Origin of the sequence: Microbulbifer sp. MI-G, assembly GCF_030440425.1 — a bacterium.
Lineage (GTDB): Bacteria > Pseudomonadota > Gammaproteobacteria > Pseudomonadales > Cellvibrionaceae > Microbulbifer > Microbulbifer spongiae.
This window is the reverse complement of record NZ_CP098023.1, coordinates 4,141,989-4,162,212: the sequence shown is the minus strand read 5'-3', so window position 1 is coordinate 4,162,212 and position 20,224 is coordinate 4,141,989. Positions and strand designations below refer to the sequence as shown.

The following is a 20,224-nucleotide window of genomic DNA, read 5'->3' as shown; positions in this document are numbered from 1 at the left end:
GGTATCCTGTGCTCCGATGAAAACGGAACCCCTGGGAGTTGATCCATGTTGCCCCGCTTACTTTGCACCAGCCTGATTGTCGGCGGCCTCGCCGTAGCTGCTGGGTGCTCCAAGACAGAGCCGTCCAAAACTGAAGCCGAGAGCGCAAGCGCACCGGTAAAAGCGGCCGCTTTGATAGAAAAGAAAACTGCCGCAGGCAAGACGCCGGAATCCGGTGTGGATTACCACTCTTTCGCCAACAGCAACGACTACCAGGTACAGCACCTGGACCTGGATCTGACCGTGGATTTTTCCCGCAAGGTCCTCGAAGGTGTAGCCACGCTGGACTTCAAGCGCCTCAATGACAAGAACCTGCCGATGGTGCTTGATACCCGCGAGCTGGAGGTGCTTTCCGTCACTGCCAACGGTGCGCCAGTGCCGTTCTCCATGGGCGAGAAGGACAGCCACCTGGGCACTCCGCTGAATATTGAGCTGCCGGAAGATGTCGACAGCATCGCCATCCGTTACCGCACAGCCCCGGGTGCCTCCGGCGTGCAGTGGCTGGAACCACAACAGACCGCCGGCAAGCAGTACCCCTTCCTGTTCACGCAGGCCCAGGCGATCCACGCGCGCAGTTTTATCCCGCTGCAGGACTCCCCGAAAGTGCGCATTACCTACAACGCCACCGTTCGCACACCGAAGGAACTGCGCGCGGTCATGAGTGCCAACAACGACCCGCAGGCGGCCAAAGACGGCGTCTACGAGTTTGAAATGCCCCAGCCCATCCCCTCCTACCTGATCGCCCTGGCAGTGGGCGACCTGGCATTCAAGCCCATGGGAGAACGCACCGGTGTCTACGCCGAGCCCGCCCTGCTGGAATCTGCGGCGGCGGAGTTTGCCGATACCGAATCCATGCTGGAGGTAACCGAGAAGGTCTACGGCCCCTACCATTGGGATCGTTACGACCTGTTGATCCTGCCACCCAGCTTCCCCTTCGGCGGTATGGAAAACCCGCGCCTGAGCTTTATCACCCCGACCGTGATCGCCGGTGACAAGAGCCTGGTGGCCCTGATTGCTCACGAACTGGCCCACTCCTGGTCCGGCAACCTGGTGACTAACGCCAGCTGGCGAGACCTGTGGCTGAACGAAGGCTTCACCACCTACCTGACCAACCGCATTATGCAGTTTGTGTACGGTGATGAGCGCTACCAGATGGAAATGGCCCTGGGTTATGATGACCTGCAGGCAGACCTGGCCGACAAAGAGCCCCGCGACGAGATTATGGCCATTGATCTGCGCGGTCGTGATCCCGATGAAGTGTTCTCCAATATCCCCTACGAGAAAGGCTCCCTGTTCCTGTACGAGTTGGAACAAAAAGTGGGCCGCGAGGCGTTCGACCGCTTCCTGATGGAGTATTTCAACCACTTCTCCTTCCAGAGCATCACCACTGAGGACTTCGTGCAGTACCTCGACAAGACTCTGCTGGTGGAGCACGGGGATAAGCTGGATCGCGAGCGTATTCATGAGTGGATCTTTGAGCCGGGTATTCCCGAAGGTGCGCCGCACCCGCAGTCCGATGCCTTCAGCAAACTGGACCCGTTGCGCCAGCAGTGGCTGGACGGCAAGCTGGCGGCGAAGGATATCGACACCAAGGGCTGGACCTTCCACCAGTGGAAGTACTTCCTCGACGGTATGCCGGAGAAGCTGACGGAAGCGCAGTTGAAGGCACTGGACAGCGCCTTTGGTCTGACCCAATCCCGCAACAACGAAGTGGCCTTCAGCTGGCTGATGATTGCCGTGCGCAACGACTACGCGCCGGCGTTCGAGCGTCTGGAACACTTTCTCACCAGCATCGGTCGCAACAAGTTCCTGCGCCCGCTGTATCGCACAATGGTGGAAACCGGCAAACAGGATATGGCGGAACGCATTTTTGAACAGGCCAGGACGGGCTACCATCCGCTGTCGGTAAAAGTGAACAGCCAGGTGATCTACGGCAAAAAAGCGGACTGATGGCCCCTGCGCTGATCCCTGCGGCTCTGGCGCAGTGTGACTGCTGGAGCTGCAGTTTCCCGCCTGGCCGCCAGGCATGCTTAACGCTGGCCTGACCCGAACGGCTCGTATGCCACTGTTTTGGACGCTGGGGACCCTGTAGCTGTTTGGTTATGGCCTGTGAGTGGTGTTCAATACCCGCGGGCGGGTCTTTCCCCACTGGCGATCAACAGCTGTAATCGCGTGTATAGCAAATTCGTGCGAAATAATAATTTTCACGCCATTTTTCTGGCGCAAGAACCATTAAACTGCTACCAAAAGTGACGCGCATTGCGTAATCTGTTGCTCGATAAATATCCATTCGAGCAAGGGGGTACGTATGTACTGGCGGCTTTTATTGGTGGCTTTTCTCGGCCTTTTGTTGGTTGGCTGTAACCAGGATGCGCCGAATGCCTGTTCCGACAACAACGAACAACGCTCGCTTCCCTTTCCCCACGCCATGATCTGATCCCCCCTTTGGGGGGTGAGCCGAAATCGAGCCGGCAATCTATTGGGTGGCCGGATTAACTGGCGAGTTTTTCTATTTGCCGGTCATTCAGGCCGAACAGGTACAGCGCTGCATCCAGTCCAAACAGGTTGATGACCTGGGGTGCCTCCAGGCGCACTTTGGGTTTTGGATGAATGGCGATGCCCAGTGCACCCAGGTGCAGCATCGGTAGATCGTTGGCACCATCGCCCATGGCAACCACGCTTTCAGGCCCCAGTTTCAATTCTTGCGCCTTGGCCTGCAGCAGCGCCCGCTTGCGCAGTCCGTCGACAATCGGTTCCATTACGCCACCGGTGAGTACCCCCCCGGAAAATACCATTTCATTGGCGTACACAAAATCCACCGGCAAGCGCTCTCTCTGCAGATAGTGGGCGAAATAGGAAAAGCCTCCGGTGAGGATTGCCGTTTTGCAACCCAGTGCCCGCAGATTATTGAGCAGCTTATGGGCGCCTGTTTTCAAGGGCAGTTGCGGGGCAATTTCTGCCAGGCTCTGCTCCGAAAACCCCTTGAGCAGGGCCATGCGCCTTTTGAAACTTTCGCAGAAATCCAGGTCCCCACTCATGGCGGCCTGGGTAATGGCAGCTACCTGGTCTTCAACTCCGGTAATTTTGGCCAGCTCGTCGATCACTTCGGCGTCGATCAGGGTGGAGTCCATATCAAAGCCGGCGAGTGCCGGGACTTTTTGGCTGGCTCCGGGCTGCAAAACCAGGTCGGCGCCCAGGGTGTCGGCCATTTGCAAGCAGGCATTGCGGGCTGTGGATAACTCGACTTTGCCGTCGATCTGGAAGCGGATAACAGTGCGCGTCAAGCTCTGTGAAAGGGTATCCACTGCGGTAACGGTCCACTGTTGTTCAGCAAAGAACTGTAGCAACCGCTGTAGCTGCGAGAGCCTGGGTGAGGCGGACAACAGGGTGATACACCAGGGGGCCCGGACCGCCGCAGGCGCTGCGGCCATAGGGGAAAATGCACACCTGGCCATACCCGCGAAGGGTTCGCTGTGTGAATACTCAAGGCCCAGACGTGCATAGTGGCCCTCGAAATTCAGGTAGCGCAGGGTGCAATCCAGTGGAGGTTGGGTAATTTGTGCCAGGGGCAGGTGGAATTCTTGGGAGGTGGTGGGATTGTTCATGACAGGGCGCCCCAGGATAAAAGGATTGAGTTTCGGCGCATTATAGCTTTTGGCACCATCTCCGCTAAAATCGCCGCCAGGTTATCCGAGATGGGGCAAGCAGAGGGGTTGCGCCCGTGGTAATGCGCCCGACTTCAAGCTACAGATAGGATTTGCAGCTCCCTGGGGAGGGGCCTGCTTGCCAGGCGTATATCAGCCACTGGAGATATTTTCAGTGTCTCGTCGCAGGCCGGTAAAATTCCGGTCTGCCTGCGTATCTGCAGCAGTATTTGCAGGCGATTAATGATCAGGCGGGGCGCGCGGCTGACGGGCAGGCTAAACGAAAATAGGCAAGCAGTACGGTATGTCGGTATCAATGAGTTTTTTATTGCGCAAGGTATCCGCCCGGGTTGCACTGTTATCCCAGCAGGCTCGCCACCGCCTGCTGGCAGTGGCCGTCTGGTTGACTTTGGCCATTTTTTGCAGCGCGGCCCTTGGACACTACTATGGCCAGCGTTACTCCGCCACTGTGGAGAGGGACAGAGAGTCAGCGCGCGCAGCGGCCGGTTTTCTCGCCGGACAGAGCCTGGAGCTGATTGTGGCCGGTGATCGTATCCGTATGCAGTTATTGGCGAGACAACTGCTGGCGTTACCCGCCATCAGTGGTATCGCTATTGAGGATGTGGAATCCAATACCCTGGCGGAAGTGGGTGACCTGAGACGCGGGGAGTCCATCAATGTGCCTGTGGTGCTGCACGACAGCATTGCCGGCAATGTCACTGTGACTCTGGTGCCGGGTGGCAACCTGGCTTTTCCCTGGGCCACCCTGTTGCTGATCCTGGTATTTGCCCTGCCGTTCAGCGCGGTGTCGGCACTGCTGATCGACGGTTTTTCCGCCCCGCACAGCCCGCCGGCGACGAGGGTGCATCCAACGTCAGAAGCCCCTGTCGAACAGGGCGGCAGTGTGGGTTTGTACCTTCGGCCACTGAATTGGGCGCAATTGACCAACCAACTGAGCCGCAGCGCCCTGGAGGGCATACAGCGAGCGCTGGATGACCGTATGGCGTTGCTGCAGCGTATCTATGATGGGCATCCACTAAATAGCGCCGGGCCTCAGACTGGCCTGGGTTTCTCCGGTACCGATGCGGCGTTTCGCGCAGTCTGCTGTGGCCTGCTACTGCGGGAAATGCAAAACGTCAGTAGTGCCGCCGGCCTCAAACTGGCCCTGGCGGTGGCACCCTGTACGCCCGATTCGCTAGACTTCTCCGCCGAGCAGTTGCTAAGCCAATCGCGCGGTTTGTTCCTGCATCCGCAGCTGCTGGGGGACAGCGCCCTGGCGGGGCGGATTGAGCACCACGGTGCCGGCTGGAACCTGGAAGTGACCGGCCTGCCCCTCCCCTACCAAAAGCTGCTCAACAGCCAGTTGCAGCAGCTGCTGAGCGCCTGATAGCTGTGCTTGTTCTCGACCGCTGGCCGGTGACTCAGTATGCCTTTGCAGTTATTTTTTGGTATCTGCTTTACGTTTACGTTAACGTAAAGTCTTGCTAGGCTTTGCCGTATCGCGAGGAAGTACGTATGAAAGTCAAGGCCAGCACCCCAGAACCCCTCAACTACAGTATTTCGGAGCTTGCGCGGGAATTTGATATCACCACCCGCACCATTCGTTTTTATGAGGACAAGGGTCTGCTGCAGCCGAAGCGCCGTGGCCAGACCCGAGTCTACAGCCCGGAGGAACGGGTGCGTCTGAAACTGATTCTGCGCGGCAAGCGGCTGGGTTTCTCCCTGGATGAGAGCCGCGAGATTATCGATATGTACGACCCCGCCCACGGCAATGTGGAGCAATTGCAGCGTCTCCTGGAACACATTGCCCAGAAACGCGCACATCTGCACCAACAGTTGCGAGATATTGAGAGCCTGATGGGTGAACTGGACGAGGCGGAAGCCCGTGCAAAAGCGGCACTGGTGCGAAGCCGCATGCAGGGTTCCCCCTGAACTGTCCGGCATTCACCCGGGGCCGAAGGCTGTTGTGCACAGTAGTCGCTAGCGGCCATTTGTAGTAGAGCAATTTAAAAGTGTAGTGGAGACTCAATGAATACCGCCTACCCAACCCTGAATTTCGGTCTCGGTGAAGAGATCGATATGCTCCGTGACATGGTTTACAAGTTCTGCCAGGCGGAGCTGGCCCCGCGCGCGGCACAGATCGACGAAGACAACCTGTTCCCCGCAGATATGTGGAAAAAGTTTGGCGAGCTGGGCTTGCTGGGCATGACCGTGGAAGAGGAATTCGGCGGCTCCAATATGGGTTACCTGGCACACGCCGTGGCCATGGAAGAAATCTCCCGCGCCTCGGCTTCTGTGGGTCTGTCTTACGGTGCCCACTCCAACCTGTGTGTCAATCAGATTCGCAAAAATGGTACCCGTGAGCAGAAGCTCAAGTACCTGCCCAAGCTGTGTTCCGGTGAACATGTAGGCGCGTTGGCCATGAGCGAACCCAACTCCGGTTCCGACGTGGTAAGTCTGCAACTGCGCGCGGAAAAGCGCGGTGATCGCTTTATTTTGAACGGCAATAAAATGTGGATCACCAACGGTCCCGACGCCGATACCTATGTGATTTATGCGCGCACGGAACCGGGCATCAGCTCCGGCGGTATTACTGCGTTTATCGTTGAGCGCGGTTTTGCCGGCTTCTCCCAGGCGCAAAAGCTCGACAAGCTGGGTATGCGCGGTTCCAACACCTGTGAGCTGGTGTTCGAAGACTGTGAAGTGCCGGAAGAAAATATCCTCGGCGAATTGAATGGTGGCGTACGCGTTTTGATGAGCGGTCTCGACTACGAGCGCACCATTCTCTCCGGAGGCCCTGTCGGTATTATGCAGGCCTGCCTGGATGTGGTGGTTCCCTATATTCACGAGCGCAAGCAGTTCGGCAAGGCCATCGGCGAATTCCAGCTGATGCAGGGCAAGATCGCCGATATGTATGCCGACCTGAATGCCAGCCGCTCTTACCTGTACGCTGTGGCCCGGGCTTGTGATCGCGGTGAGGACTCGCGCAAGGACGCCGCCGCAGTAATCCTGTTTACTGCGGAGCGCGCAACCCAGATGGCCCTACAGGCTATCCAGACTTTGGGCGGCAATGGCTACATCAACGAGTATGCCACCGGTCGCCTGCTGCGCGATGCCAAGCTCTACGAAATCGGCGCGGGCACTTCTGAAGTGCGCCGTATGCTGATTGGTCGCGAGCTGTTTAAAGAGACCCGCTAAGGCTGGGTATTTCTTCTCGCCGCCGACGCCTGTCGGCGGCAGCTGTCTCCAGCCGGGCACTGCGGCGATAAGCGGTACCCTGTGGAGGTCTTTTCTCCGGGAAAGTGAATCGGACTTTATGAATCAGTTGCAGAGCAAAATAAACACGCGCGATGCCGCCTTTGGCGAAAACCGCGAGCAGATGCAGGCGCTGGTGGCAGACCTGCGCGAGAAAGTGGAAGCCATCGCCCAGGGCGGCGGCGAGCGCGCACGGGAAAAGCACCTGGCGCGAGGAAAATTATTGCCACGGGACCGTATCGACGCACTGCTCGATCCGGGGAGCCCTTTTATGGAATTTTCCCAGCTGGCCGCTCACAAGGTTTACGGTGAAGATGTCCCAGCTGCGGGTATTATTACCGGCATTGGCACCGTCTCCGGCCAGCCCTGTGTGATAGTGGCCAACGATGCCACGGTAAAAGGCGGAACCTACTACCCGCTTACAGTAAAAAAACACCTGCGCGCGCAGACCATCGCCGAGCAGAACAACCTGCCGTGTATTTACCTGGTGGATTCCGGTGGTGCCAATTTGCCACGCCAGGATGACGTTTTCCCGGACCGCGAACACTTCGGTCGCATCTTCTTTAACCAGGCCAACCTGTCTGCTCAGAATATTCCGCAGATCGCGGTGGTTATGGGTAGCTGTACTGCCGGCGGTGCTTATGTACCGGCCATGGCAGACGAATCCATTATGGTGAAAGAGCAGGCCACCATCTTCCTGGCGGGCCCGCCCCTGGTGAAAGCAGCCACCGGTGAAGAAGTTTCCGCCGAGGAACTCGGCGGTGCCGAGGTGCACTGTCGCACTTCCGGGGTTTCCGATCACTACGCCAATAACGACGTACATGCGTTGCAGTTGGCGCGCCGCTCTGTAGCGCGCCTGAACCGTATCAAAAATCCCGGCCTGGATATCCAAAAGCCAGTGGAGCCGATTTATCCACCGGAAGACATTTACGGCGTGGTGCCCAAAGATTCGCGCCAACCGTTTGACGTGCGCGAGATTATCGCGCGGGTTGTGGACGGATCTGAGTTCGATGAATTTAAAGCGTTGTACGGCACCACCCTGGTCACCGGTTTTGCCCGTATCCAGGGCTACCCGGTGGGAATTGTTGCCAACAACGGCATCCTGTTTGCGGAGAGTGCGCAGAAGGGCGCGCACTTTATTGAGTTGTGCGCACAGCGCAAGATCCCGCTGGTGTTCCTGCAAAATATCACCGGCTTTATGGTGGGCAAACAGTACGAGGCGGGCGGCATCGCCAAGCACGGTGCCAAGATGGTGACCGCTGTGGCCACCGCCAAGGTACCCAAAATTACCATCCTCATCGGCGGCTCTTTCGGCGCTGGTAACTACGGTATGTGTGGGCGCGCCTACGATCCCAACTTCCTGTTTATGTGGCCCAATGCGCGCATTTCGGTTATGGGGGGTGAACAGGCTGCTGGCGTATTGGCCCAGGTGAAGCGCGACCAGATGGCCGCCCGGGGGGAATCCTGGAGCGAAGAGGAAGAGCGCCAGTTTAAACAGCCGATTGTGGATAACTACGAACACCAGGGGCATCCCTACTACGCCTCCGCGCGCTTGTGGGATGACGGCGTTATCGATCCGGCGGATACCCGCCGCGTGCTCGGTCTGTGCCTGGCGGCGGCCAGCCACAAGGAACCGGAAGAGACTAGGTTCGGCGTGTTCCGCATGTAAGGAACCGTGGTTGTGGCGCCAACGAAATGTTCCGGTGCCGCTTTTGAGAGACGCCCCAATCGAGGAATTACAATGAGCGATAAATTGCTGTGCGAAGTGGATAGCGAGGGCGTGGCCACGGTCATCCTGAACCGGCCGGAAATCCACAACGCTTTTGATGATCAACTGATCCACGAGCTGGCCACCACCTTTGACACCCTGGCGCAAAACCCAGCCGTACGCGTGCTGGTATTGGCTTCCAATGGCAAGAGCTTTTCTGCCGGAGCCGACCTCAACTGGATGAAGCGCATGGCGACTTATTCAGAAGAGGAAAACCGCCGCGACGCGGCTGCTCTTGCTGCCATGCTGTACAAGCTCGACACTTTCCCAGCTCCCACTATTGCGCGAGTACAGGGCGCCGCTTTTGGCGGGGCCGTGGGCCTGGTGAGCTGCTGCGATATGGCCGTGGCCTCTGAGCGTGCCAGCTTCTGTTTGTCCGAAGTCAAAATCGGGTTGCTGCCCGCCACCATCAGTCCCTATGTCATCAATGCGATCGGCACCCGCCATGCGCGTCGTTACTTTGTCACAGCGGAGCGTTTCTCCGCCGAGCGCGCGGAACAAATGGGCTTGGTATCCGAAGTCTGTGCCGAGGCTGATCTGGACCTGCATGTACAGAAATTAGTGAATGCCATTGCCGACAATGGCCCTAAAGCAGTCGCCATGGCCAAGCAACTGGCTATGTCCATGTCCAACCGGGTTATCAACGATGAATTGCAGGGCCAGACCAGCGCACTGATCGCTGCCGTGCGTGTATCGCCGGAGGGACAGGAAGGGCTGAGTGCGTTTTTGGAAAAGCGCGCGCCCAGTTGGATGAATGGTAGCGAAGGGTAATTTTTATGATTCGCAAACTGTTAATAGCTAATCGCGGAGAAATTGCCTGCCGCATTATCAAGACCGCCCGCCGCCTGGGGGTGGCCACTGTTGCCGTTTATTCCGATGCGGATGCCGACGCCCTGCATGTGCAGATGGCAGACGAAGCGGTGCACCTGGGTCCGGCCCCGGCCAGGGATTCGTATCTGGATATCGACAAGGTATTGGGTGCTGCCAAGCAGACTGGTGCCGATGCCATCCATCCGGGTTACGGCTTCCTGTCGGAAAATGCCGAGTTTTGCCGCGCCTGCGATAGCGCCGGCATTATTTTTGTCGGCCCGCCCACCGGCGCGATTGAGGCGATGGGCTCCAAGTCCGCTGCCAAGCGTATTATGGAAGAGGCCAATGTGCCTCTGGTGCCGGGTTACCACGGCACCAACCAAAATGAAGAGCTGCTGGAAGGCCATGCCAATCGCATCGGTTACCCGGTATTGCTGAAAGCCGCTGCCGGCGGTGGTGGTAAGGGCATGCGCCGTGTCGACAGTGCCGATGAATTCCACGAAGCTCTGGCCGCTGCCAAACGTGAGGCCATGAATGCCTTTGGCGACGACATCATGCTGCTGGAGCGCTATGTGGTGAGTCCCCGCCATGTGGAAATCCAGGTGTTCTGTGATCAGCAGGGCAATGGCGTCTACCTGTTTGAGCGGGATTGCTCGGTGCAGCGCCGCCACCAAAAAGTAGTGGAAGAAGCCCCCGCACCGGGCATGACTCCGGAGCTGCGCGCCCGCATGGGTGAAGCGGCCCTGCGCGCGGCCCACGCGATTGGTTATGTGGGTGCCGGCACGGTGGAGTTCCTGCTGGATGCCAGCGGTGCCTTCTACTTTATGGAAATGAATACCCGCCTGCAGGTGGAGCACCCGGTGACGGAAATGATCACCGACCAGGATCTGGTGGCCTGGCAGCTGTCAGTTGCCGCTGGCGATACCCTGCCCATGAGCCAGGATGAGCTGCAGATCAACGGCCACGCCATGGAAGTGCGCATCTATGCCGAAGACCCGGACAATGATTTCCTGCCGGCAACGGGCGTGTTGGTGCGCCACCAGCCCCCGGCGGAAGGCGAGGGTGTGCGGGTGGACACCGGTGTGCAGACCGGTGATGAAATCAGCGTGCATTACGACCCGATGATTGCCAAATTGATCTGCCACGGCCGCACCCGCAAAGAAGCCCTGGCCAAACTGGATCGCGCACTGCGTGATTATCAGATTGCCGGTGTGCGCCACAATATCGAATTCCTGCGCCGAGTGATCAATCACCAGGCATTTGCCAGCGGTTGTATTTCGACCCACTTTATCGAGGATTACGAGGCGGAAGTACTGCACCAGGAGCAGACACTGACGCCGCTGAAATGCGCTGCTATTGCCGGTTATTTGCAGCAGCGTGAAGAGCGCGATCTGCGCAATAGCGCACCTCAGCGGGATCCTTTCTCCCCTTGGCACAATGGCGATAACTGGCGCAATGCTCTGGCTGGCAGTCGCACCCAGACGGTGGACTACCGTGGCCAGCACGCTCAAATTCGCTTTGTTGCGCAGGGCGATAGCCTGCGCTGGACTTGCGATGCCTTGCCTGAGGAACAGAACAGCGGTGACATTCGCCTGCTGCCGGGACGCGACTTGATGCTGGTGGATGGCCGTCGCATGAGTTTCTCCGCCGTGGATACCCGCGATGGTGGTGCTGTATTCGTCGATGGCACCCAGGTGGAATTTAAGTTGCTGCCACCGGATATGGGTGAGAGCAATGACCAGGCCCACGGCCTCGATGCCCCCATGAACGGCACCATAATTTCGCTGCTGGTTGAGCCCGGCTCTACGGTAGAGAAAGACCAGCCGCTACTGGTAATGGAAGCCATGAAAATGGAACACACCCTGCGGGCTCCAGCCGCTGGTACCGTGCAGCAGTTCTTCTGTGCTGAAGGTGAGCTGGTGGATGGCGGTAGCCTGCTGGTGGATTTTGCCGGGGAGGAGCAGTAATGACTTTGCCCAAGCAAGTCAAAATCGTCGAAGTGGGCCCCCGCGATGGGCTGCAAAATGAAAAGCAGCCTATCTCTGTGGAGACCCGTATCGCGCTGGTGGACAAGCTCAGTGCCAGTGGGCTGTCGGTTATTGAAGCCGGCAGTTTTGTCAGCCCCAAGTGGGTACCGCAAATGGCCGCCAGCGAGGAAGTGCTGGCGGGTATCCAGCGCAAAGACGGTGTTATCTACAGCGCCCTCACGCCAAACTTAAAAGGCTATGAGCGCGCAGTGGAAGCCAAAGCGGATGAGGTCGCCGTATTCGGCGCGGCCTCAGAAGCCTTCACCCAGAAAAATATTAATTGCAGTATTGCTGAGAGTCTTGAGCGCTTCCGTCCACTGGTGGAAAAAGCCAAGCAAGGCGGTATACCCGTGCGCGGATACGTATCCTGCGTACTTGGTTGCCCCTATGAAGGCGATATTGATCCGGCCAAAGTGGCAGAAGTCAGTGCCGCGCTATTGGAAATGGGTTGCTACGAAATTTCCCTCGGCGACACCATCGGTGTCGGCACCCCGGAAGCCGCCAAGCGTATGCTGGAGCAGGTGATGGCCCGCGTACCCGTGGAAAAACTTGCTGTGCATTTCCACGATACCTACGGCCAGGCACTGGCCAATATCTACGCGGCCTTACAAATGGGTGTCGCAGTAGTAGACTCCGCCGTAGCCGGCCTGGGTGGCTGCCCCTATGCCCGTGGCGCTTCCGGTAATGTTGCCAGTGAGGATGTACTCTATATGCTCAATGGCATGGGTATTGAAACCGGCGTGGATTTACAGTTGCTGGCAGAGGCAGGGAACTTTATTTCTGAACAGCTGGGGCGGGAGACCAACTCCCGTGTGGCTAAGGCTTTGGGGCCTTGCTGAGTACTTAACTTAACTGGGCTGGTCGGGAATAATTCTCCATTATTCCCGCACAAATATGAAAAAATCAGATAGATTCATTGATTCATGCAGAACATTTTTCTGGTTGTTGGTATTTATTGTCTTGATTTTGCTATAGCCTATCCCACTGCTTTGTGCCTTCTCTTAGTCTGAATATTCTTCCGATTGCCAGTGTCGCAAGGTGCTTGCTGCTGTATCAATGACGGCATGGACTTTCTTCTATCGGCATAGGAAACAGTGGGCCCATCCATCAAGATCAGGGCCTATTCAATTGATCCTCGTTCTCCCAAAGTGCCTGGAGCTGTTCTCAGAGCCTCTGACCTTACGCTCGAGCCGATTGGTTTCGTTTCCGGCACTACCCTGGAGCGCACTAATGCTATAGCTCGCAATCGCGCAGCCAGCGCAGGGCTGTCGCCGGTATTCGATCCACTCAGGATCTACACATTAGTCTGCGCCCAGATTTGACAACAATACTCTGCGGGAGCAAATAGCTGCTTAACAAGCTCGATGAAATGGTTTAATGCCTTGATATAGAAGGTTTTTTTTGCCGAGGGCGCAGATGGAATCGCCGACTTTACAACAGGCACGCCTACACGGGTTGCAGTCACACACGCGGCGCCAGGGTATATACCACGGAGACCTATTTCTTATGCTTTGCCCTGAAAATGGCATCGTGTTCCAAGGTTAAGGGCGCGGTTGCAACAAAGCGCAGTTAATATGGACTTTTATGATCGCTTTATGGGAAATAGCGCAGATATTTCTGGATTGTTTGTCAACATGGACATGAAAGTCCAGCGCCACCTGTTGCACAATGACAGTATTCAACCGGTGCTCCATGCGCGCGGCATGTCAGATATCAAACTGCGCGCACTGGGAAAAGCCATGATCGCAATGGATACAATATCCGTCCCGAGTGGTACCGACTGTGGCTGGATGTACTGCTGGCCACTGTGCGACAACACGACTAGGAGTTCATCCCGGGCATTGGAGCGGCCTGCTATCGAACCATATAGCCGGGGATTGATATTATCCACCAGGCTTACTATGCCGGTTGTGCGTCTAAATCAAAGGAACTTGTCTTTGCCCCCGCTCTGACGGGTTTGCCAAATGTTGCCAGAGCCTATATAAACCCTGAACCGGAAGACCAAAAGACAAGTGCCGCCTCCAAATACCAGCAGAGATTGTTGCGGGGTTTGACGCTGGGCTACCATGCCCAGAGATGGTAAGCAGTCTGGAAAAGCGATAAACACAACGGTAGTTTTCCGGCTAACATTTTCCTGGCTGCTGTTCCCACGAGTATTACCTGCCGGGGAAGTGACCATTTGAGGCTGCCCGACAAGGAAACTGACATGAAAACTGTACTCAAGCACAGTATCCCTCTGGCGCTATCGCTGGCTATTGCTGCCTGTGGAGAAGCGCCCCAAAACAGTGCTGCAAATCCCTCTCCGGCCGAATCAACCCTGAATACGGCTGCAGCGAAAATGCGTCCTGCAGAGCCACTACAAATTTCTTATGAAAAATTCACCTTGCCCAATGGTCTGCGCGTTATTGTGCACGAAGATCACAAGGCCCCGATTGTCTCCGTAGGCGTCTGGTACCATGTGGGTTCCAAAGACGAGAAACCCGGACGCACGGGCTTCGCCCACCTGTTTGAACACCTCATGTTTAATGGTTCGGAAAATTACAACGACGAGTACTTCAAACCCTTCGAACTGGCCGGAGCTACCGGCATGAACGGTACCACCTGGCTGGACCGCACCAATTATTTTGAAACGGTGCCAAGCAACGCCCTGGATATGGCGCTGTGGATGGAGTCCGATCGTATGGGACACCTGCTCGGTGTGATAACCCAGGAGAAACTGGATGAGCAGCGCGGTGTCGTTCAAAATGAAAAGCGCCAGGGGCAAAACCAACCCTACGGTAAAGTCTGGGAGCGCATGCAGAAGGCCATTTTCCCTGCGGGCCACCCCTATTCCTGGACCACGATTGGTTCTATGGAGGATCTTGAAGCTGCCACTTTGGAAGATGTCCACGAGTGGTTCAAGCAGTACTATGGTGCCGCCAATACAGTACTGGTGCTGGCGGGTGATATCGATCTTGAGACCGCGAAAGAGAAAGCCAGCAAATATTTTGGAGATATTCCCGCCGGCCCACCTTTGATCAAGAAAAAAGCCTGGATTGCCAAACGCGACCAGTCGAGTCGTGAACATATGTATGACCGCGTGGCCCAGTCACGACTCTACAAAGTCTGGAATACCCCTAATCTGACCCATGAGGATGCCAATGCCATCGCCTTGGCAGCGGCAGTGCTCGGCGACGGCAAGAACTCGCGGTTATACAAACGTCTTGTCTATAAGGACCAGATTGCTACAGATGTCAGTGTGCCCTTGTACGAATTTGAACTCTCCTCAATGTTTCAAATCATCGCCAATGCAAAACCCGGCGTTGAGCTGTCAGAAATAGAGGCAGCCATTGCAGAAGAACTGCAGCGCTTTCTCCAGGAAGGGCCAACGGCGGAGGAGCTGGCGCGTGTCAATATGAGCGAGTACGCCTCCTATGCCCGGGATCTGGAGCAGGTAGGAGGCTGGAGCGGCAAGGGCGTTATCCTGGCCCGTGGGGAACTCTACCTGGACAACCCCACGGCCTACCTGGACAGGTTGAGCGTGAAGCAGGAAATCACTCCACAACAGGTACAGGCTGCCGCGCAGAAGTGGCTGACAAGCGGTGACTACAATCTGGAGGTGCACCCCTTCCCGGAATATGCTGTGGCGAAGACAGGGGCCGACAGGTCCAAGCTGCCGGAAACCGGTGATTTCCCCAGCGTGCCTTTTCCCAAGTTACAAACCGCCGAGCTTTCCAATGGCCTGAAAGTGGTGCTGGCAGAACGCCATTCGGTACCAGTAGTGGATATGCGCCTGCAGTTCGATGCCGGTTATGCCGCAGATCAGGGCAATACCCTGGGCACATCCAGCTATGCTATGTCCATGCTGAAAGAGGGCACCAGCAACCTGAGCGCGCTGGAAATCAGTGCCAAAGAGGAGATGCTTGGAGCACATATCAGCAGCTGGGCGGATATTGATACTTCCACCGTGCGTCTCAATGCACTGAAAGCGAACCTGGATGATTCCATAGCGCTGTTTGCCGATGTGGTTCTGCGTCCGGCCTTCTCCGATGATGAAATCGAACGCAAGCGCACACGTTGGATCGCCGCTATCCAGCAAGAAAAAACCCGCCCGGTGGATATGGCCCTGCGCAGTCTGCCCCCGCTTCTATACGGCGAAAATCATGCCTATGGGGTGCCCCTCACCGGTTCCGGTAGCGAGGACTCTATCCAGTCACTGGGGCGCGATGATCTGGAGGGTTACCACCAGACCTGGATCCGTCCGGACAATGCCACCCTGGTGGCTGTGGGGGATATTACCCTGACTGAATTGACACAAAAACTGGAGCAGTATTTTGCCGACTGGCGTGCACCGGAGAGCGCTCTGCCACAGAAGAACCTGGCCCGGGTGGCACACCCGGAAAAAGCCAGTGTCTATCTGATCGATAAACCTGGAGCAGAGCAGACCATGATTATCGGCGGCTTGCTGGCACCATCCGAGAAAATCGCAGAGCGCGAAGCCCTGCATATGATGAATGACATCTTTGGCGGCACATTTACTGCGCGTATCAATATGAATCTGCGTGAGGATAAACATTGGGCCTATGGCGCCTATTCTTTTATGACCGGTGCCAAGGGACAGCAGCCGCTGATCGTCTACGCCCCGGTTCAGACCGACAAAACCAGTGAATCCCTGAGTGAGTTGCAAAAAGAATTGCGCGCTTATACCCGTAACAGGCCCGCACGAGAAGAAGAACTGCAGAAGGTCAAGGATAAACGCGTCAATGAATTGCCCGGTCGTTTTGAGACCATCAATGCCGTGTCCAGTGCGGTCTCCAGTATGGTGACCTACGAGCGCCCTCTGGACTATATGGATCATTATGCCGAACAGATCCGCAGTGCAAACCTGGATACGATCCACACTCTGGCTCGCGAGACCATTAAACCGGAGCAATTTATCTGGGTGATTGTCGGCGACAAGAGCAAAATTGAAAAAGGCATTCGCGATCTGGATATCGGTCCCATGATTGAACTGGATGTGGATGGCAAACGTATCGACGAGCTGGCTGCACATTAATCTTCCGTGGAAGAGCACAGCAGGCGGTCGAAGAGTGCTTGGTACGATTTGGCTGCCTGCTGTAAAAAGCAAAGTGCACCGGCGCATTGCTGGTGTCTGAAGTGAAGATGCGCCAGTTGTTCAGCCCGGCACGCTGTCTGGTTGCCGGGTGACTGGTCACTGTCAGCGGCCAAAACTGGTATATCCCTGGATAAAAGCCAAAAAAAAAGGCCGCAGAGCGGCCGAGTCGGGGGGGATGAAATCTACTCTACTTTGACCAGGTCATAGCTTGTGAGTGCAGGGATTGATTGGTGCACTTGCTGTTCCAGCCGGTCAAGAGATGACAAAGTTGCACACAGCCGCTCTGCGTGTTGTTCAATCTGATTTGAGCGCTGCTCCAGCATTTGCTCGGCCTCTTCAGTAACCTGCTGTTCTAGGCTTTGGCCAGCGGTAAATACCGCTTTAAGGGCGTGCCAGGCGATGGTGGTGGCGGATTCCCTGGCAAGTTGCTCTATGCGCGGTTCAAATTCCTCGGATATGGTTTTGTCAATGAAATCCCCGATCTCGGAGTCTCCCAGTTGGTAGATTTCTCCCTCTCGATTGAGTCGTTCCTCGGTGCGCTGCAGCAGTTCCTTGGAGAACCGCTGCAGTTCGAGATTGTCGGGGTGGTCTGGGCCGGCCAGGGCAGTTATCGCCATGGACAGGCCGGCCATGGCGATATCCATGGCCTCCAGGGTGATCAGTAGTGTTTCCCGCCCGGCACGGTGCAGCTTCTGGCGATAGTTCTGCAGCAGTTGCTGTTGTTGCTGGTTCAAGGGAATGGGCTTTCCATCGACCAACAGCTGCGTTGGGGAGCGGAAATGTACCAGCTGATCGCCGCTATCGGTGTTTTGTACCTCCAGGAAATCGGTGCCGACACGCACCGAATAATGCAGAGATACATAGCAGTTATCCCCGGTGATGCTGGAGGCATCGTGGCCTACAGCCTGGGTTGCGCCCCCGAGCCCGATAAGCACTGAAATACCGAGTGGTTTCCACATGGAGTTTGTTCCTGCTGTTGTCGTCTTCTTCCTATGACGCAGTCTGTGCGGGTAATGGATGCAGCGTGGTGAAGAAATATTGGTGGTTGTTTTTTGTGCAGAGAGCGGGGCTTTTTACCGTGGCGCGCAGTGTGATTCTTGACGGTGACCGGAGTGCGGCAGGTAACATGGTCATGGCTGTTTTATAACGTGAATAAGATTGGGGGCAACCAATGTCTTTGAGCAGACCGTTGGCGGCACTGTGGCTGGTGCTAGTTGGGGCAGTGGCACAGGCCGGGGGCATCGTCGAGTACACAGTGGATATGCAGAAGTTCAGTGGTTATCACGACTTCTACTGGGATGAAAGCAGCGGCCGGGTACTGCTGGAAATCGAGGCGTTTGATCGAGAGCTGCTGCTCCTTACTGGCCTGGCGCAGGGGTTGGGCTCCAACCCGGTAGGTTTGGACCGCAACCAGGTTGGACAGAGCCGCTTGGTAAAATTCCAACGTGCGGGAAACAAGGTGCTTCTGCACCAGGTGAATATGCTCTATCGCGCAGAGTCGGAAAACCCCGCTGAGCGCCGTGCGGTACAGGAAGCCTTTGCTTCCTCGATACTTTGGGGGTTCGACATTCTGGCACAGGACGAAGGCCGTGTGCTGGTGGACTTCACCCCCTTTTTGCTCAGCGACCAGCACGGTATCGGGCCTCGACTCAAGCAGGCTAAACAGGGCAGCTATACGGTGGATAGGTCCAAATCAGCCATTTACCTTGCGCGCACCAAAAACTTCCCCAACAACAGCGAGTTCGAAGCACAGCTGACGTTCACAGGTGCCGAACCGGGCAAGCACCTGCGCGAGGTAGTGCCGACCCCGACCCTGGTATCCCTACGTCAACATATTTCCTTGATCGAACTGCCGGACAGGGATTTCCAGCCGCGCCGCTTCCACAGTCGCAGTGGCTACTTTCCCTTCACTTACCGGAATTACGCCGCCCCAATCGATCAGCCCCTGGAGCAGCGCTTGATCTATCGCCATCGCCTGGAGAAGAAACCGGGTAGCGATGAAGTGGTGGAACCCATTGTTTACTACGTGGATTCCGGGGTTCCGGAGCCTGTGCGCAGCGCGCTGGTTGAAGGCGCCAGTTGGTGGAATCAGGCATTTACGGCAGCCGGCTATAAAAACGCATTCCGTGTGGCGATCCTTCCGGAGAATGTCGATCCACTGGACGTGCGCTACAACGTGATTAACTGGGTGCATCGCGCTAGCCGTGGCTGGTCCTACGGTTACTCGGTGGCCGATCCCCGCACCGGGGAGATACTCAAAGGAAATGTGACACTGGGCTCCCTGCGGGTACGCCAGGATTTTCTGATCGCTCAGGGATTGCTGCGGCCCTACGGTGATGGATCTGCAGATACCGAGGCCCTGAAAGCCCTGGCCCTGGCTCGTATCCGCCAGCTTTCCGCCCACGAAGTCGGCCATACACTTGGACTTGCGCACAATTTTGCCGCGAGCGCCGAAGAGCGCGCTTCGGTAATGGATTATCCCGCGCCGCTAGTCTCACTGCATGGGGATAAGTTGCTGCTGTCTGATGCCTATGCCACCGGTATCGGCTCCTGGGACAAGCTGGCCATTCAATACGGCTATGGCAATGGGGATGATGAAGGCGTGTTTTTGCAATCCATTATCGACGAGGCTCAGGCGCAAAAGCTGCGCTTTATATCCGACCCCGACTCTCGCACAATCAACAATGCCCATGCGGTTTCCCATCTGTGGGATAACGGTAATGACCCTCTGGTGGAGTTTGCGCGTATGCTGGAGTTACGCCGCCACGTTCTGGATAACTTTTCCATCGCCGCGAACCCCAGATCGGCCCCTCGCTCGGATCTGGAGGAGACTCTGGTACCAGTGTATTACGGGCACCGCTACCAGGCCGAAGCGGTGGGTAAACTGATCGGTGGCCTGGATTACGACTACCTGTACAACGATGCAGAACAGAACAGCTATACCCTGGTGCCGGCTGAGCGCCAGCAACAGGCCATCGATGCCCTGTTGACAACGCTCTCCCCCGATTTCCTGGCCTTGCCGGAGCAGGTGTTGCAAATGATTCCACCGAAGTCTTACGGCTACAGTCGCACAGTTGAGAGTTTTCCCGCGTATACCGGTGTCGCTTTCGACGCGGTAGCCCTCGGCGAGGCGGCTGCAAATCATACCCTGTCCATCCTGATGCACCCCCAGCGGGCAGCGCGCATGAACCAGCAAAGCGCGCGCAGCAGTGAAATTCCCGGCTTCGATACACTGCTGTCTCAACTGACCGCCATGGCCCTCGACAGTGATCGCTACTCCGGATTGCAGGCCGCAATCCATCAGCGCGTGAACCACACCTATATTCAGCATCTGATGTTGCTGGCTTCCGATAACAGCGCCGCCGAATCGGTGCGGGCCAAGGCGCATTTGCAATTGGCCAAATTCCAGCTGGCATTGGGTAAAAAGAGGCTGTTTGGAGAAGACCCCCAGGGATATAGTGCTCACTATTACTTTCAGGCGAAACGAATAGAGGCGTTTATCAGCGGCGAACTGGAGGTCAAGGCGGGGGATATCAAGGAGATGCCGCCGGGTTCTCCGATCTGATGACCGATGTCACTGCAGGCG

General features: G+C 56.7%; 14 protein-coding genes. 12 read left to right on the top strand and 2 right to left on the bottom strand.

Annotation, left to right across the window (positions count from 1 at the left end; all coding sequences use genetic code 11):
• The first annotated feature begins 45 nt into the window (after positions 1-45).
• Both M8T91_RS17110 and M8T91_RS17105 read left to right on the top strand, forming a co-directional pair.
• Positions 46-1,989, top strand: a complete 1,944-nt coding sequence (locus tag M8T91_RS17110; RefSeq protein WP_301415436.1) for a M1 family metallopeptidase — start codon at positions 46-48, stop codon at positions 1,987-1,989.
• 358 nt (positions 1,990-2,347) lie between these two features.
• Entirely contained in the window at positions 2,348-2,476 is a 129-nt protein-coding gene (locus M8T91_RS17105; protein WP_301415435.1) for a hypothetical protein, read from the top strand.
• A gap of 55 nt (positions 2,477-2,531) precedes the next feature.
• Here M8T91_RS17105 and serB read toward each other — a convergent pair whose 3' ends face one another.
• Complete coding sequence (gene serB, locus M8T91_RS17100) at positions 2,532-3,644, bottom strand: phosphoserine phosphatase SerB (RefSeq protein ID WP_301415434.1); 1,113 nt, start codon at positions 3,642-3,644, stop codon at positions 2,532-2,534.
• 343 nt (positions 3,645-3,987) lie between these two features.
• Between serB and M8T91_RS17095 the strand changes: the two genes are divergently transcribed.
• The 9 genes from M8T91_RS17095 to M8T91_RS17055 all read left to right on the top strand — a co-directional run bounded on the left by M8T91_RS17095 (position 3,988) and on the right by M8T91_RS17055 (position 16,578).
• A complete protein-coding gene (locus M8T91_RS17095) occupies positions 3,988-5,070 on the top strand; it encodes a hypothetical protein (RefSeq protein ID WP_301415433.1) in 1,083 nt (360 codons plus the stop codon).
• Positions 5,071-5,198: 128 nt separating this feature from the next.
• Positions 5,199-5,615 (top strand): MerR family transcriptional regulator, encoded by a 417-nt coding sequence (locus tag M8T91_RS17090; RefSeq protein WP_301415432.1) that lies wholly within the window; start codon positions 5,199-5,201, stop codon positions 5,613-5,615.
• A gap of 96 nt (positions 5,616-5,711) precedes the next feature.
• Complete coding sequence (locus M8T91_RS17085) at positions 5,712-6,881, top strand: isovaleryl-CoA dehydrogenase (protein WP_301415431.1); 1,170 nt, start codon at positions 5,712-5,714, stop codon at positions 6,879-6,881.
• Between the two features lie 118 nt (positions 6,882-6,999).
• Positions 7,000-8,607, top strand: coding sequence for a carboxyl transferase domain-containing protein (locus M8T91_RS17080; RefSeq protein WP_301415430.1), 1,608 nt, complete (start codon positions 7,000-7,002; stop codon positions 8,605-8,607).
• Positions 8,608-8,679: 72 nt separating this feature from the next.
• On the top strand, positions 8,680-9,477 hold the full coding sequence (locus M8T91_RS17075; protein WP_301415429.1) for an enoyl-CoA hydratase/isomerase family protein: 798 nt from the start codon (positions 8,680-8,682) through the stop codon (positions 9,475-9,477).
• 5 nt (positions 9,478-9,482) lie between these two features.
• Entirely contained in the window at positions 9,483-11,483 is a 2,001-nt protein-coding gene (locus M8T91_RS17070; protein ID WP_301415428.1) for an acetyl/propionyl/methylcrotonyl-CoA carboxylase subunit alpha, read from the top strand.
• Positions 11,483-12,382 carry a hydroxymethylglutaryl-CoA lyase gene (locus M8T91_RS17065; protein ID WP_301415427.1) on the top strand — a complete coding sequence of 300 codons (900 nt, stop codon included), beginning with the start codon at positions 11,483-11,485 and terminating at the stop codon, positions 12,380-12,382. The genes M8T91_RS17070 and M8T91_RS17065 overlap by 1 nt, the downstream gene beginning before the upstream one ends.
• 735 nt (positions 12,383-13,117) lie before the next feature.
• Positions 13,118-13,495, top strand: coding sequence for a hypothetical protein (locus tag M8T91_RS17060; RefSeq protein ID WP_301415426.1), 378 nt, complete (start codon positions 13,118-13,120; stop codon positions 13,493-13,495).
• 254 nt (positions 13,496-13,749) lie between these two features.
• Positions 13,750-16,578, top strand: a complete 2,829-nt coding sequence (locus M8T91_RS17055) for a M16 family metallopeptidase (protein ID WP_301415425.1) — start codon at positions 13,750-13,752, stop codon at positions 16,576-16,578.
• A 242-nt stretch (positions 16,579-16,820) separates the two neighbouring features.
• Here the strand turns inward: M8T91_RS17055 and M8T91_RS17050 are convergent, their stop codons facing one another.
• The gene (locus tag M8T91_RS17050; RefSeq protein WP_301415424.1) at positions 16,821-17,597 is read right to left on the bottom strand and encodes a DUF2884 family protein; all 777 of its coding nucleotides are present in this window, start codon (positions 17,595-17,597) and stop codon (positions 16,821-16,823) included.
• 212 nt (positions 17,598-17,809) lie between these two features.
• Here M8T91_RS17050 and M8T91_RS17045 point away from each other — a divergent pair, with 212 nt between their 5' ends.
• Positions 17,810-20,203, top strand: coding sequence for a zinc-dependent metalloprotease (locus tag M8T91_RS17045; RefSeq protein ID WP_301415423.1), 2,394 nt, complete (start codon positions 17,810-17,812; stop codon positions 20,201-20,203).
• The last annotated feature ends 21 nt before the right edge of the window (positions 20,204-20,224 follow it).

Excerpts from the sequence above, each read along its gene's own strand:
- M8T91_RS17110 (WP_301415436.1), top strand. The coding sequence starts at position 46 with ATGTTGCCCCGCTTACTTTGCACCAGCCTGATTGTCGGCGGCCTCGCC.
- M8T91_RS17105 (WP_301415435.1), top strand. The coding sequence starts at position 2,348 with ATGTACTGGCGGCTTTTATTGGTGGCTTTTCTCGGCCTTTTGTTGGTT.
- serB (WP_301415434.1), bottom strand. The coding sequence starts at position 3,644 with ATGAACAATCCCACCACCTCCCAAGAATTCCACCTGCCCCTGGCACAA.
- M8T91_RS17095 (WP_301415433.1), top strand. The coding sequence starts at position 3,988 with ATGTCGGTATCAATGAGTTTTTTATTGCGCAAGGTATCCGCCCGGGTT.
- M8T91_RS17090 (WP_301415432.1), top strand. The coding sequence starts at position 5,199 with ATGAAAGTCAAGGCCAGCACCCCAGAACCCCTCAACTACAGTATTTCG.
- M8T91_RS17085 (WP_301415431.1), top strand. The coding sequence starts at position 5,712 with ATGAATACCGCCTACCCAACCCTGAATTTCGGTCTCGGTGAAGAGATC.
- M8T91_RS17080 (WP_301415430.1), top strand. The coding sequence starts at position 7,000 with ATGAATCAGTTGCAGAGCAAAATAAACACGCGCGATGCCGCCTTTGGC.
- M8T91_RS17075 (WP_301415429.1), top strand. The coding sequence starts at position 8,680 with ATGAGCGATAAATTGCTGTGCGAAGTGGATAGCGAGGGCGTGGCCACG.
- M8T91_RS17070 (WP_301415428.1), top strand. The coding sequence starts at position 9,483 with ATGATTCGCAAACTGTTAATAGCTAATCGCGGAGAAATTGCCTGCCGC.
- M8T91_RS17065 (WP_301415427.1), top strand. The coding sequence starts at position 11,483 with ATGACTTTGCCCAAGCAAGTCAAAATCGTCGAAGTGGGCCCCCGCGAT.
- M8T91_RS17060 (WP_301415426.1), top strand. The coding sequence starts at position 13,118 with ATGGACTTTTATGATCGCTTTATGGGAAATAGCGCAGATATTTCTGGA.
- M8T91_RS17055 (WP_301415425.1), top strand. The coding sequence starts at position 13,750 with ATGAAAACTGTACTCAAGCACAGTATCCCTCTGGCGCTATCGCTGGCT.
- M8T91_RS17050 (WP_301415424.1), bottom strand. The coding sequence starts at position 17,597 with ATGTGGAAACCACTCGGTATTTCAGTGCTTATCGGGCTCGGGGGCGCA.
- M8T91_RS17045 (WP_301415423.1), top strand. The coding sequence starts at position 17,810 with ATGTCTTTGAGCAGACCGTTGGCGGCACTGTGGCTGGTGCTAGTTGGG.